The following is a 14420-nucleotide window of genomic DNA, read 5'->3' as shown; positions in this document are numbered from 1 at the left end:
ACTGTCACCACAGTCTGTATGTAAAAGAGTAACCTATATATCTTGAATGAAACAGGGGGGAAGTTTTTGCCAGATCAATAATCATGAAAATTTATCGACCTGGCATAAGATATCCGGGAGAGTTATGCCACGTTACGTGAGTGACCCGCCAGAATGGCCAGCGCTTCACCGTTTTCGATGGTGATGTACTTACCTTTAACCGCCAGCATTCCGCTTTTCTGGAAGCGACCCAGCAGACGGCTGATGGTTTCCACGGTCAGGCCCAGATAGTTGCCAATATCACCGCGCGTCATGGTCAGACGGAATTCACGCGGGGAGAAGCCACGCTCCGCGAAACGGCGGGAGAGGTTATAGATAAAGGCGGCCAGACGCTCTTCGGCATTCTTTTTGGAAAGCAGCAGGATCATATCCTGATCGCCTTTAATCTCACCGCTCATCAGACGCATCATCTGCTGACGCAGGTTCGGCATCTTACCGGACAGATCGTCCAGCGTCTCAAACGGAATTTCGCAGACCATAGAGGTTTCCAGCGCCTGAGCAAAGCTCGGGTGATGGCCACTGCCGATGGCGTCAAAGCCGACTAAATCGCCTGCCAGATGGAAGCCGGTGATCTGCTCGTCGCCCTGTTCGGTAATGGTGTAGCTTTTGATAGTGCCAGAACGGATAGCATAGAGCGATTTCAGTTCGTCTCCCGCCTTAAACAGCGTCTGCCCTTTCTGAATAGGCTTTTTGCGCTCGATGATATTGTCAAGCTGATCGAGTTCGTGCTCATTCAGAGTAAACGGGATACAGAGCTGGCTGATGCTGCAATCCTGGCAATGGATAGCACAACCGCCAGACTGAATGCGTCGTATAATTCGCTTTTCCGGGATCATAGGTTTGCTCAAGCCTTAATTGATATTGGTCAATTTTAACATCTTTTTGGTAAGGACGTAAGTCTGGCAAACCCCCAATAAAGACAAGAGACGGCAGCGTGTTGCCATCTCCTTGAAATTCCACAGAATGATTAAGGATTATGAACCTAACAGGAAGAAAATTAAGCACAAAAAGCCTGGGAATTACAGCAGAAAATACCCTTCGTGACGCAGCAGCCACTCTTTGCGCTGTACGCCCCCGGCATAGCCGGTGAGGGTGCCGTTGCGCCCGATCACGCGATGGCAAGGCACCACAATGCTGACGGGGTTAGAGCCATTTGCCGCACCGACCGCGCGCGCCGCGCCGGCACGGCCAAGCTGCTCTGCCAGCTGACCGTAGTGCATCACCTGCCCGCAGGGAATATTACGCAGCGCCTGCCACACCTCGCGCTGGAAAGGGGTACCCGCCGTGGCGGTTGGCAGGGTATTAATAATGCTGAGATCGCCCTCGAAGTAGGCCGTCAGTTTATCGCTCAGCCCGCCAGGATTACGGGCAGTAATACGCTCGTAACCCTCGGCGCGATAATGGATGTTGAGCAGCTCAACCATCCGGTCGCTGTGCTCTTCCCATTCAACCGCGCGCAGATTGAACGCTTCATCCGCGATAACCCACAGCGGCCCCAGCGGCGTCGCAATCTTATCTTCGAGTAATCTCAGCATCAGTACTCCTTAGTTCAGCCTCGGGTAAACACCCGGTCCAATCGGCAGGCCGACAAGATACCACGCCACCAGCATCACCAGCCATACCCCTAAGAAGATAAGCGGATAGGGCAGAACCAGCGAATAGTAGGTACCCAGCTTAGCCTCCGGTCTGTAGCGTTGCAGGAAGCCTAAAAACAGCGGAACGAAGGGTGACACGGGCGCCAGCGGGATCACCGAGGAATCGGCGACACGGAACAGGATCTGGGCGAACGCAGGATGGAAGCCGAGCATCATAAACATGGGGACAAAGATGGGCGCCAGAATCGACCAGATGGCCGACCCGCTGGCAATAAACATGCACAGCAGGGACGACAGCAGCGCCAGGCCGACAAACGCCGGAACACCGCTCAACCCCGCCGCCTCCAGCGCGTCCGTCAGGCTCACGGCCATAAACTTGCCCATATTGCTCCAGTTAAACATGGCGACAAACTGCGCCAGCGGGAACACCATCACGATAAAACCCGCCATCTCCTTCATCGGCTCGATCATCAGGTGCGGCAGATCTCCCTGACGGCGGATTTTGCCGGTGGCGATGCCGAACGCGAGCGAAACGACGAAGAAGAAGAGAATTATCAGCGGCACAATGCCCTGTATAAACGGCGAGGGCAGTACGGTGTGTTTGATCGGATCGCGCAGCACGCCATTTTCCGGCACCACCATCAGCGCCACCACCGCAATGAACGCCAGCGAGACGATCCCGGCTACGCGCAGGCCGAACTGCTGCTCTTTGCTCAGCGTCTCCAGCTTTTCATCGCTCCGGCCTTCCCATTTACCCAGGCGCGGCTCAATGATCTTATCGGTAATCAGCCCCCCGACAATCGTCAGGACAATCACCGAACTGGCCATAAAGTACCAGTTGTCGATCACGCTGACGTGCATAGTCGCATCGATGGTGCTGGCTGCCTCCGTACTGATGCCGGAGAGCAGCACATCGGTGGTCACGATAAGCAGGTTAGCGGTAAACCCACAGCCGACGCCCGCAATCGCCGACAGCAGACCCGCAACAGGATGACGGCCAACGGCGAGGAAAATCAGCGCCCCCATCGGCGGCATGATCACCAGCGCCGCGTCGGACGAGATATGGCTGAAGAAGGCAATAAACAGCACCATATAGCTGGCATAACGCGCGCTGACGTGCGAGGCCATTTTCACCATCAGCGCGGGCAGCAGACCCACGCGTTCGGCCAGTCCCGCGCCTAACACCAGCGCCAGGATGGCGCCCAGCGGCGCAAAACCGCTGAAGTTTTTAATCACGTTCGGCAAAAACCAGTGCAACCCTTCAACGCTGAGCAGGTTTTTCACTGCCACCATGCTGCCGTCGGCCGGGCTGCGCACGCTCACATCAAAGGCGGACAGCACGGCCGTCGCGACCATCAGGATGACAATTAAATAGATAAAAAGCAGGAAAGGGTGCGGCACTTTATTGCCGATCCTTTCAACCCAGCCATAGAGCTTACCGGATGGGGAATGCGAAGGTATGGAAGACATACTCATGGGCGTTCCTCGGGACTGTTGTTGTGTTGTTGTGTTGTGTTTTTTTATTTTAAAGGTGACGGTGTCACGCCCTGCGGGATCGGACACTCGTACGGTTTTTCTGTTGTGTGTTGTTCGAACTCTTCCCGGCATTTTCGCAACAGGTCGGCATCCTGAAGCAGATGCAGCGCGGTCGCGCCCATCACTTTTCCGGCCAGCAACATGCCTTTATGGGCAATTGAGGTACGCCCCTGCGCCACTAATTGCCAGGTATGCAGTGGGGTGCCGACGGTAAAACAGGGGCTAAAGCACTGTGCGACAGGCATCTTCCAGCTGACATCCCCCACATCGGTGGAGCCTGCCAGCACGTTATCGGTGATGGCGTAAGGGGCAACTTCATCCACCAGCAGCGTCTCCTGATGGCGTCGGGCAAACGCTTTTCCCTCTTCGGCCCCCGTTGCGGCAATGTTTTTCAGGCTGTTTTGCAGGTCGTTTGCCGTGAGCGTGGCGCGGATTTCACGGGCAAATTCGCTTTCCTCTTCCGTCCAGGCCGGCGTGCCATAATGCTGCAATGCGCGGTACATCGCCGCTTCGAGCGTACGGTTCGGCAGATAGCTGGAGCAGGCTTTATCAAAGCGGCACTCGACGGTGGTTTCGGTCATCATCGCCGCACCCTGGGCGATTTTCTCGATGCGCGCGTAGATCTGCTGCGCATCGGCCATCTCCGGGGCGCGGATCAGGTACAGCACCTCGGCCTGGGCCTGTACCACGTTGGGCGAAATCCCGCCGGTATCGGTGATGGCGTAATGAACGCGCGCTTTTTCAATGATGTGTTCGTTGAGGAAGTTTGTACCGGTGGTCATCAGCGTCACGGCATCCAGCGCGCTGCGCCCCAGATGTGGGGAGTTTGCGGCATGAGCGGCGATCCCCTTAAACCGCCAGGCGGCCTGAATATTGGCCAGCGTGCTGACGTTAAACATCCCGGCAAAGGCCTCCGGGTGCCATGTCACGGCAGCGTCCACGTCGTTAAACAGACCTTCACGTACCATAAAGGTTTTACCGGAGCCGCCTTCCTCGCCGGGGCAGCCGTAAAATCGTACCGTTCCGCTGCCGCCGTGTTGTTCCAGCCAGCTTTTCACCGCCACCGCCCCGGCGAAGGCAGCAGTGCCTAACAGGTTATGCCCGCAGCCGTGGCCGTTCGCCCCCGGGGTGGCGGATTGCGCCGTCGCGCAGTGCGCCTGCTGGCTTAGCCCGGCCAGGGCATCGTATTCGCCCAGAAGGGCGATAACGGGCTTGCCGCTGCCGTAGCTGGCAATAAAGGCATTGGGAATGCCTCCGGCTTCCCGCGTCAGGGCAAAGCCCTCGGCTTCCAGCGCACTGGCGAGCCGTTCGGCGGACCAGAACTCTTCGAAGCGCGTTTCGGGATGATCCCAGATGTCGTCGGCAATATCGGTAAACGTCTGACATCGCGTGTCGATGGCATCGGCGATAAAAGCGTAGTTCTCCTGCATTACACACCTCGCGTCCACGGGAAATTAAGCGCAGTTCGCGCCAGCGTTTCGATGGCAACGTTCATCACCTGCTCATCAAAATCGAATTTTTCGTTATGATGTCCGGCGCTCAGTTCCGTGCCGAAGACCATATACGACGCCATGCCGCCGTTCTGCTGAACGCGGGCCATCATCAGCGTGGCGTCTTCGGAGCCCGCAGGCGCTGTCACCTTATCAATTGCGTGCTCAATTCCGGAAACCTGGCTCGCCTGTTCGCGCAGATAAGCAACCCAGGCCGGCGTCGGCGCGCTGAAGGTGGCGGCACCCATCAGGCGTATTTCGGCGCTTACGCCGTAGAGCGCGGCCGCGCCGGTGATAACCGCCTGCGCGCGTTCAAAGACATACTGATTAATGGCTTCGGTTTCGCCGCGGGTTTCAACCTTGATCAGGGCATTGGCGGGCACCACGTTGCGTCCGCTACCTGCCTGCATCACCCCGACGTTGACGCGGGAGGCGCCTTCGCTGTGTGGCGCAATGCTGTGCAGGGCAAGTGCGGCCTGAGCGGCGGCGAGCAGAGCGTTACGTCCGTCCTCCGGCTTACCGCCCGCGTGTGCCGCAACGCCGGTAAAGTTCACGTCGAACTTGGTGGTGGCCATAAAGCTATCGCTGCCGCAGATCGCCGTTCCGGCAGGCACGCCGGTACCAATATGAATGGCGGTAAAATAATCCACGCCGTCCAGCGCCCCGGCGGCAACCATGGCGCGCGCGCCGCGGGTGCCTTCTTCGGCAGGCTGGAAAATTAGCTTGATGGTGCCGTTGAGCTGCGCTTCATTCTGCTTAAGCACCTGCGCCAGCCCCAGACCAATGGTGGTGTGGCCGTCGTGCGCGCAAGCATGCATCATTCCCGCATTGCAGGAGGCAAAACCGTCGCGGAAGGGGCGATGACTTTCGTCAAGCGCTTCGCTTAAATCAAGTGCATCCATGTCTACCCGAAACGCCAGCGTCGGGCCCGGACGTCCGGTAGTCAGGGTCGCCACAATGCCGGTAAATCCGCCCTCAAACGGCGCCAGCCATTTCTCCGGCGCACCCTGCGCCCGGGCGCGGGCAAACTCTCGCGAAAGGGTGGCGTCATCGGGCAGTCCCATACGGCTTTCGGCATCGACCACGTCGCGACCCATCGCCAGTTCGTAGCCCAGCGAGTCGAGGATTTCCGCGACTTTCGCAGCTGTTCGAAACTCTACCCAGCCGGATTCCGCAAAATGGTGAAAATCGCGACGCCATGCGATCAACTGGGGGGATAATGTCTGGATGTACTGTGCCAGTGTGTCCATATCTGCTCCTGTCATCATAAAAAATGTGAACTGCTTCACGTTGTGATAGTTTTTACTTATCACTAACCGTTTTTTCACAGTTTTAACCGTTCAGAAATTACCCTCGCATATCCCTTTCCATTAAAGTAGATGACAGTTTCTTTACTCTGATAAACAACGGTTATCGGTTGAGCTATGTCATTTCAGATTAAATTTCATCAAATCCGGGCGTTTGTTGAAGTGGCGCGTCAGGGCAGCATTCGCGGTGCCAGCAGGACGTTAAATCTTTCCCAGCCGGCGCTGACCAAATCCATTAAAGAGCTGGAGGAGGGTATGGCGGCCCAGCTGTTTGTGCGCCGGAGTAAAGGCGTCGCGCTGACCGAGTGCGGGGAAGGGTTTTATCACCGCGCTAATTTGATTCTGGAAGAGCTGCGTGCAGCGCAGGATGACATCCGCCAGCGACAGGGCGAGCTTGCCGGGCAGATCAATATTGGGATGGGGGCCAGTATTTCACGCAGCCTGATGCCGGCCGTCATTACGCGTTTTCATGCGCAGCATCCTCAGGTCAACGTACGGATTATGGAAGGCCAGCTGGTGTCGATGATTAATGAATTACGTCAGGGTGAGCTGGACTTTACCATCAATACCTATTATCAGGGGCCGTACGATCACGAATTTACGTTTGAAAAGCTGTTCGAAAAGCCTTTTGCTGTATTTTGTCGGGCAGGGCATCCGGCGACAGGGGCGACCTCAATTAATGAGCTTTTGCAATATAACTGGACGATGCCTACGCCCCGGGGAAGTTATTATAAGCAGTTGCAGGATACTTTTAGCCATCGATCTCAAATACCGCGAATTGGCGTTGTCTGTGAGACCTTTTCCTCCTGTATTAGCCTCGTCGCACAAAGCGATTTCATCAGCATTTTACCGCAGGAGCTGGGCTGCGATCCGCTTCTGGCGCACCGTCTGATAATGCTGCCGGTTGTCGAAACCCTGCCTAAAGCAGCATATTATTTAATTCAGCGTCGTGATTCTCGCCAGACACCGCTTGCCGAATCATTAATCACGCAGTTTCGAAGGGAAGCCAGGAAATTAATTTAATAAAAATAACAACAATAAAAAAATAGAGTCTGCCCGACATCAGACAGACTCCACAGTACACACAGTCGTGCGTCCTTTCGCGGATCCTACATGCATTATCCATTGGGCAGGTTTATTAAGTTATAACAGCTTTTTCTTAAAAGAGAAGGACGTTGAGTGATTGATTTCACGATTTTTTAACGTAAATTATTTAATTAATTACGGCTGAAATTTAAGTTAAGGTTAGATTAAATTTATTGCGTCTGCGATTATCTGTTCCTTAAGCCATTATTTGAACCTGTGCCTGGATGATTGAGACCCGCAACGGGCGCAGGTATAGTACATCACTCAGATGTAGCCGGAGGATTTCCATGAACCCTGACGACAAATCACTTTTTCTTGACGCCATGGAGGATGTCCAGCCGCTCAAACGCTGCGCGGATATTCACTGGCAGCAGAGCCGCAACACGCGGGCGCGTCAGGAAATAGATACTGAGCAGCTCGATAACTTTCTGACGCTGGGGTTTCTGGAACTGTTGCCCCTTGCCGAGCCGCTCATGTACCAGCGCGAAGGGGTACAGCAGGGGGTATTTGATAAGCTGCGTTCCGGCAAATATTCCCGTCAGGCCAGCTTAACGCTGTTACGCCAGCCTGCGGAGCAATGCCGCCAGCTGGTCTATTCCTTTATTCGCCAGGCCGGACGTGACGGGCTACGCAACCTGATCATCGTGCATGGTAAAGGGCGTGAACAGCAGTCGCATCCTAACGTGGTGCGCAGCTATCTTGCGCGCTGGCTGACCGAGTTCGACGAAGTACAGGCCTTTTGCGAAGCGCAGCCGCATCACGGCGGCAGCGGAGCATGCTATGTCTCGTTGCGTAAGTCAGAGGATGCGAAACGAGATAACTGGGAGCGCCACGCCAAGCGCAGCCGCTAATCAGGAAGGCGGGCGAGATGCCCGCCTGTCACTCAGAAGGTTTCCCAGTTCGCGTCAGCTGTATTCGCGCCTGCCGCTGACGGGCGCAGCAGTACGGGCGTTTTCACGTTTTTAGGGCGAGCCGCCAGCGATGCCTGAGCGTTCAGCCGGAATGCCGCCACGGCCTGACGCAGCTGTTCAGACTGATCTTCCAGCGCTGCCGCCGCCGTTGCCGACTCCTGTACCAGCGCGGCGTTTTGCTGCGTGACGCTGTCCATCTGCGAGACCGCCAGGCTGACCTGCTCTATACCGCGGCTCTGCTCGTCAGACGCCGAGGAAATCTCAGCCATAATATCGGTTACGCGCGTCACGGCCGCGACGATCTCTTTCATGGTCGCACCCGCCTCGCTCACCTGTTCCGAGCCGGTATTCACCCGGCTGACAGAGTTCTCGATAAGCCCTTTGATCTCTTTTGCCGCCTGCGCGCTGCGGCTGGCCAGCGTCCGTACTTCACCTGCCACGACCGCAAAGCCGCGACCTTGTTCCCCGGCACGGGCGGCTTCAACCGCCGCGTTGAGCGCCAGAATGTTGGTCTGGAAGGCAATGCTATCGATAACGCCGGTGATATGCGCAATTTGCTGAGAACTGTCGGCAATGTCATTCATGGTACGCACCACGTTATCCACCACCTGACCGCCGCGAGCGGCGGTTTCAGACGCATTCTTCGCCAGCAGCGTCGCCTGACGGGCGTTATCCGAGTTCTGTTTCACCGTGGCAGTCAGCTCTTCCATACTGGCGGCGGTCTCTTCCAGCGAGGCGGCCTGCTGCTCGGTTCGCGCGGAAAGGTCGTTACTCCCGGCGGCAATTTCTCCTGCGCCCGTGTAGATAGAATCTGTGCTGCCGCGCACGGCGCTGACGGTGCTCACCAGCGACTGCTGCATCTCGTGCAGACCAGCAGCCAGCTGGCCCATCTCGTTGCGCCCGGTAATCGCGACATTTTGCGTCAGATCGCCGCTCGCGATGGTGCGAATATGGTTCATGATGGCGTTGAGCGGTTTCAGGAGCAGGTGCTGTAAACCCTGCCAGATCACCACCAGCACGGCGATCACAGTCAGGAAGATCGCCGCCAGCGTCCACTGCATCTGGGTAAAGCTGCTCTGATTCTCTTCGGCGGCGGCTTTCAGAAGCACGTTGTTTTCAGCGCGCCAGCGGGTATAGACCGCCTCCATCTCATCCTGCGCCTGCTGGGCGTCCAGGTCGCCATAGGCCTGATAGTTATCGGCGCGCAGATACTCAATGGATAAGCGCATCACCTCGTGCATTTGCTTCCAGGCTTTCTGCATCTCTTCGGTGAGCGCGGCATTCTGGCCCTTCACCTGCGAAATCGCCTGCCAGTTTTTGTAATAGTCTTCGGCTTTGGTCAGCGAACCGTTCGCGGTGCCCAACAGCGTGTTGATTGCTGCGAGAGAGGCCGGATCGCGCTGGTTTTTCAGGTAGCGGATCGCCACGCGGGTGACGGTAACGCGCGTTTTCACCAGCGTGTTCACGCTGTCGCTCAGGCTCTCCTGTTGGGCATTGAGTAACCCGGAGTTCTGAAAGTTGTGACGATCGTTATTAACGGCAGAGTAGAACAACCCTCCCGTGACAACTTGCAGCAGACAGAATATGGTGAGGGCAAAGATAATACCGGTAATCACGTGCAGATTTTTCAGCATGGCGGTCATCCGTAAGAGAAGAGGCAGGGTTACATCAATACTATCGTCGTAGCGAATTTAAACTTTAATTTTACTATTGCTTAACTAATGGTTTCGTTGCGGAACCTGTTGTAAATCCGGATCATTTTTTATGAGGAAGGTCAGCATGAGCAGCATAGATAAAAGCGGAACGTTCACGCTCGGAACGCGTACGGTTAAACGATTTGGCTATGGCGCGATGCAGCTTGCCGGGCCTGGCGTTTTTGGTCCGCCAAAAGACAAAAATGCGGCGCTGGCGGTGCTGCGTGAAGCGGTGGCGTCGGGTGTGAATCACATTGATACCAGCGATTTTTACGGACCTCATGTGACCAACCAGCTTATCTGCGAGGCGCTTCATCCGTACCGGGACGACCTTACGATTGTGACCAAGATCGGAGCCCGACGCGGCGAGGATGCCTCCTGGCTGCCGGCGTTTTCCGCGCAGGAGCTGACGCAGGCGGTGCATGACAACCTGCGTAACCTGAAGCGGGATGTGCTGGACGTGGTTAACCTGCGGATCATGTTTAGCACCCATGGACCGGCGGAAGGCTCAATTGCCGCGCCGCTGAGCACCCTTGCGGAGCTGCAACAGCAGGGGCTGGTTCGCCATATTGGGCTGAGCAACGTCACCGCTTCGCAGGTCGCTGAAGCGCAGAAGATGGTTTCCGTGGTGTGCGTACAGAATATGTACAACGTTGTGAATCGCGGTGACGATGCGCTGGTCGATTCGCTGGCGCAGCAGGGGATTGCCTGGGTGCCGTTCTTCCCGCTGGGAGGTTTCACGCCACTGCAATCTTCCGGGCTACAGGCGGTGGCGGATTCACTGGGCGCGACGCCGATGCAGGTGGCGCTGGCATGGCTGCTGCAACGCTCGCCAAATATCCTCTTGATCCCGGGAACCTCGTCGGTGGCGCATCTGCGTGAAAACCTGGCGGCAGCCGATCTGGTATTGCCGCCTGAGGCGCTGGAGACGTTAAATTCGCTGGTGGGGTAATCCCGATGGCAGCAAAAGCCCGGAGGATTTTTCGGGCTTTTGCTGTTTATGATCCAATCTGACTTCTTTGGCGGTGAAGCGCTAATGCTTCCGCCACGATTTCCTGCTTACTTTTCCGTGTTTCATACGCAGTAATGCGGATGTACTCCATCAGCGCAGGATCGATGCGCGCGCTTAACATCCTGAGTTCGGCCTCCTTTGCGACACCGCGAGCAACACGCTTATCGGGATAATCACGGGCGGGCATAGAAAACGTCCTCCAAAAATTGTCTTGTTAATTTGTGCTGTAAAATATGCGCCAGTCTAAATAGAAAGTCAATGGATAGTGATTGTGCAGTGAAGCTAAGTTATGTTTTGTGTATTTAGAAGTCATTAGTAAGTGATTTGATAGTGATGTTTTATGACGCGTTAAGCTTGCCCATACGTAAAAATTTACAAAGCAAATAATCTTCATTGCTATAGGGGGTTATAAGCGAAGCGGTTAAGGCGTAGCCAGCCGCTTACGCTGACATGGCTTGATCGATACCTCAGTTAAAACTACTGTATATAAAAACAGTATGAGGTATTTATCATGATCTTTTTCAGACCCGCAGAGTTGCGTGAAATCGTTGCTATTCCACTTTTCAGCGACTTAGTACAGTGCGGCTTCCCCAGCCCGGCAGCGGATTATGTAGAGCGGCGTATCGATTTAAACGAGTTATTAGTCGCCCATCCCAGCTCCACTTACTTTGTCAAAGCCGCCGGTGACTCGATGATAGAAGGGGGGATCAATAACGGTGATTTGCTGGTGGTGGACAGTTCCCGCAAGCCTGAGCATGGCGATATCGTGATTGCGGCGGTAGAGGGCGAATTTACCGTGAAGCGCCTCCAGTTGCGTCCCAATATTCAACTCAACCCCATGAACAGCGCCTATTCACCGATTATTGTCGGCAGCGACGATACGCTCGATATCTTTGGTGTAGTGACGTATATCGTGAAATCCGCGAGCTGATCGTGTTTGTGAAGCTTAATTAATAGGCAATAAGTTAATTCTCATCATGCAAAAATCTTAGGTTATCGGGGCTGTCTTGTCGGCAAACCTGATATTCATCGCATAAGCCGGAACTGACTGGTCAAATATTCTGGTATTGGCGAATTACAGAGTGATATCCCATTTTTTTATTTTGTTATGTTCCTGCACTTTAGTGAGTTTTCTTTTCTTCCGACAGAATACATTTTGTCTACATTATAATTTTAATTTATGATTCGCACACGAACAATTGATGTTAGGCAGGGTTTTAGCATCGTGGCAGTCAATAAAACCCTGCTGTTATAAAGTAATCAGGAGATTCATTTTTATGTCAGACAATAATCCCCGCCCATCCGGCTGGTTAGGCCCGTGGTGCCTGCTGGTGGGTGTGATACTTCTTGTAACGGGGCTCTTTTTTGCCATCGGCGGTTTTAAACTGGTTTCCCTGGGGGGGAGTTGGTATTTTCTCATCGCCGGGGTTATCACTCTGCTCTCTGCGATTCAGTTCTTCCGCCGCAAGTCCTCTGCCGTGGGGCTGTTTGCCCTGGTGTTTCTTGGCACCCTGATTTGGGCATTTTTCGATGCCGGGCTCGACTTCTGGCCGCTGGTTTCCCGTTTAATGGTACCCGCCGGGCTGATGGTGCTGGCAGCCGCCACCTGGCCTGCATTGCGTAAACGTGAAGGAAAACCGTCCTGCGCAAAAGGGGCCCTGGGGGTCTGCGCGGTCCTTATTGTCGCCATGGGCGTCACCTTTGTTCAGATGTTTCAACCCCATCCGACCGTGCCGTTTAGCGGTGAAAAACGCCCGCTGGTGCCGGTAAAAGATGATGCGAAACAGCAGAACTGGGATCACTACGGTAATACGGCTGGCGGTAGTCGCTTTGTGGCGCTGGACCAGATAACCCGTGACAACGTGAAAAACCTGAAACCGGTCTGGACCTACCATACCGGTGACGTACCGGAAAGTCCGGACGGCAATGGCGCAGAAGATCAGCAAACGCCGCTACAGGTTGGCGATCGTGTCTTCCTCTGTACGCCGCATAACAACGTGATCGCCGTGGATGCCGATAGCGGGAAAGAGATCTGGAAAGCGGAAATCAACGCCAGGTCTGCAATCTGGATGCGCTGCCGTGGTCTGGCGTACTTTGATGCCACCAAACCGCTGGCGCAGCCAACGGTAGCCGGCTCCACGTCGGTTCTGCCAGCGCAGGTGGCACCGGGCGCTGCATGCCAGCGCCGTATCCTGATGAACACCATCGACGGTAAGCTGATCGCGTTAGACGCCGATAACGGCAAGTTCTGCCCGGACTTCGGTACTAACGGCAGCGTTAACCTGCATGAAGGGATGGGCGACGCGTCAGATCCCACCTACGTGCTGACGTCGGCCCCGACGCTGGCGGGTACGACGGTTGTCGTTGGCGGCCGCGTTGCGGATAACGTCAGCACCGATATGCCGGGAGGCGTTATACGTGGTTATGACGTGATCACCGGCCAGCTGCGCTGGGCGTTCGACCCGCGTAATCCGGATCCGAACTATGTTCTGAAGCCGGGCGAACACTACAAACGTAGCTCTGCAAACTCCTGGGCCCCTATGTCCTGGGATGCGTCGATGAATACCGTGTTTATCCCGATGGGAAGTTCCTCTGTCGACCTGTGGGGCGCTGACCGTATTCCGGAAGATCACAAATACGCCACCTCAATCCTCGCGCTGGATGCGACTACCGGGAAAGAGAAGTGGGTATACCAGACCGTGCATAACGACCTCTGGGATTTCGATATCCCGATGCAGCCGAGCCTGGTTGATTTCCCGACGAAAGAGGGCAACAAGCCCGCGGTGGTGGTGGGCACCAAAGCGGGGCAAATTTACGTTCTTGATCGCCTGACGGGTAAACCGCTCACTGAAGTGAAAGAGGTTCCGGTAAAACCAGCGGATATTCCACGTGAACAGTACCCGGCAACGCAGCCGCGCTCTGTGGGAATGCCGCAGATTGGCGCGGAAACCCTGAAAGAATCGGATATGTGGGGGGCGACGCCGTTTGACCAGCTGGCCTGCCGTATCAGCTTCAAATCAATGCGTTATGACGGTCTGTACACGATGCCGGGAACCGATATTTCCCTGAGCTTCCCGGGCTCGCTGGGGGGAATGAACTGGGGCAGCTTGTCCACCGATCCGAACAACCAGTACATCTTCGTCAACGACATGCGTCTGGGTCTGTGGGTCCAGCTGATTAAACAAGATCCGCAGAGCGCGGTGGCAAACACAGGCGGTGAAGCCGTGAACGCCGGGATGGGCGCCGTTCCGATGAAAGGAACGCCGTATTCGGTCAACAAAAACCGTTTCATGTCACCGCTGGGCATTCCGTGCCAGAAACCACCGTTTGGCTCCCTCTCCGCAATTGACCTGAAAACGCAGAAAATCGTCTGGCAGGTGCCGGTCGGTACCGTTCAGGATACCGGTCCGTTTGGGATAAAAATGCGCATGCCAATGCCTGTCGGTATGCCGACGCTGGGCGGTACGCTGGCCACGCAGGGCGGTCTGGTCTTCATTGCGGGAACCCAGGATTACTACCTGCGCGCCTTTGATTCCTCCACGGGGGAAGAAGTGTGGAAAGCGCGTCTCCCGGTGGGTAGCCAGGGCGGACCTGTCAGCTATGTATCACCGAAAACCGGCAAACAGTACATTCTGATCTCTGCCGGCGGTGCACGCCAGTCGCCGGATCGTGGTGACTACGTGATTGCCTACGCGCTGGATAAATAACAGCTAAATAAGCAGCCCGGCCCCGTCGTAGTACGGGGCTTTT

The 14420-nt window shown here is 55.5% G+C and carries 12 protein-coding genes; 5 read left to right on the top strand and 7 right to left on the bottom strand.

Features of this window, described 5'->3' with window-relative positions; translation table 11 throughout:
* Positions 1-122: 122 nt before the first annotated feature.
* From fnr to H2Z33_RS20710, 5 genes are all read right to left on the bottom strand, one after another.
* Positions 123-875 carry a fumarate/nitrate reduction transcriptional regulator Fnr gene (fnr, locus tag H2Z33_RS20730; RefSeq protein WP_000611906.1) on the bottom strand — a complete coding sequence of 251 codons (753 nt, stop codon included), beginning with the start codon at positions 873-875 and terminating at the stop codon, positions 123-125.
* A gap of 183 nt (positions 876-1058) precedes the next feature.
* Positions 1059-1574: a methylated-DNA--[protein]-cysteine S-methyltransferase gene (ogt, locus tag H2Z33_RS20725; RefSeq protein ID WP_015570643.1), complete on the bottom strand. Its 516-nt coding sequence runs from the start codon at positions 1572-1574 to the stop codon at positions 1059-1061.
* A gap of 9 nt (positions 1575-1583) precedes the next feature.
* Positions 1584-3110, bottom strand: coding sequence for a p-aminobenzoyl-glutamate transporter (abgT, locus tag H2Z33_RS20720; protein ID WP_017694100.1), 1527 nt, complete (start codon positions 3108-3110; stop codon positions 1584-1586).
* A 44-nt stretch (positions 3111-3154) separates the two neighbouring features.
* A complete protein-coding gene (locus H2Z33_RS20715) occupies positions 3155-4600 on the bottom strand; it encodes a M20 family metallopeptidase (protein ID WP_047741335.1) in 1446 nt (481 codons plus the stop codon).
* Positions 4600-5910, bottom strand: a complete 1311-nt coding sequence (locus H2Z33_RS20710) for a M20 family metallo-hydrolase (protein WP_032670027.1) — start codon at positions 5908-5910, stop codon at positions 4600-4602. Before H2Z33_RS20710 ends, H2Z33_RS20715 begins: the two co-directional genes overlap by 1 nt.
* Before the next feature lie 174 nt (positions 5911-6084).
* Between H2Z33_RS20710 and H2Z33_RS20705 the strand changes: the two genes are divergently transcribed.
* Both H2Z33_RS20705 and smrA read left to right on the top strand, forming a co-directional pair.
* Complete coding sequence (locus H2Z33_RS20705) at positions 6085-6990, top strand: LysR family transcriptional regulator (RefSeq protein ID WP_032648168.1); 906 nt, start codon at positions 6085-6087, stop codon at positions 6988-6990.
* A 350-nt stretch (positions 6991-7340) separates the two neighbouring features.
* Positions 7341-7904, top strand: coding sequence for a DNA endonuclease SmrA (gene smrA, locus H2Z33_RS20700; RefSeq protein ID WP_015570640.1), 564 nt, complete (start codon positions 7341-7343; stop codon positions 7902-7904).
* Positions 7905-7936: 32 nt separating this feature from the next.
* Here smrA and tcp read toward each other — a convergent pair whose 3' ends face one another.
* Complete coding sequence (tcp, locus tag H2Z33_RS20695; RefSeq protein WP_017384568.1) at positions 7937-9598, bottom strand: methyl-accepting chemotaxis citrate transducer; 1662 nt, start codon at positions 9596-9598, stop codon at positions 7937-7939.
* Between the two features lie 145 nt (positions 9599-9743).
* On the opposite strand from tcp, the gene H2Z33_RS20690 reads away from it, so the two are divergent.
* Positions 9744-10610: an aldo/keto reductase family oxidoreductase gene (locus tag H2Z33_RS20690; protein WP_023296516.1), complete on the top strand. Its 867-nt coding sequence runs from the start codon at positions 9744-9746 to the stop codon at positions 10608-10610.
* Between the two features lie 46 nt (positions 10611-10656).
* On the opposite strand, the gene H2Z33_RS20685 is transcribed toward H2Z33_RS20690, so the two are convergent.
* A complete protein-coding gene (locus H2Z33_RS20685) occupies positions 10657-10857 on the bottom strand; it encodes a hypothetical protein (protein WP_003857516.1) in 201 nt (66 codons plus the stop codon).
* 324 nt (positions 10858-11181) lie between these two features.
* Between H2Z33_RS20685 and H2Z33_RS20680 the strand changes: the two genes are divergently transcribed.
* Complete coding sequence (locus H2Z33_RS20680; RefSeq protein WP_003857514.1) at positions 11182-11601, top strand: translesion error-prone DNA polymerase V autoproteolytic subunit; 420 nt, start codon at positions 11182-11184, stop codon at positions 11599-11601.
* 346 nt (positions 11602-11947) lie between these two features.
* Positions 11948-14377 (top strand): glucose/quinate/shikimate family membrane-bound PQQ-dependent dehydrogenase, encoded by a 2430-nt coding sequence (locus tag H2Z33_RS20675; protein ID WP_063135118.1) that lies wholly within the window; start codon positions 11948-11950, stop codon positions 14375-14377.
* Positions 14378-14420 lie beyond the last annotated feature (43 nt).

This window comes from Enterobacter sp. YSU, assembly GCF_016082135.1.
Taxonomy (GTDB): domain Bacteria; phylum Pseudomonadota; class Gammaproteobacteria; order Enterobacterales; family Enterobacteriaceae; genus Enterobacter; species Enterobacter hormaechei_C.
The sequence above is the reverse complement of the archived record's forward strand: the minus strand, read 5'-3'. Positions and strand labels throughout refer to the sequence as shown.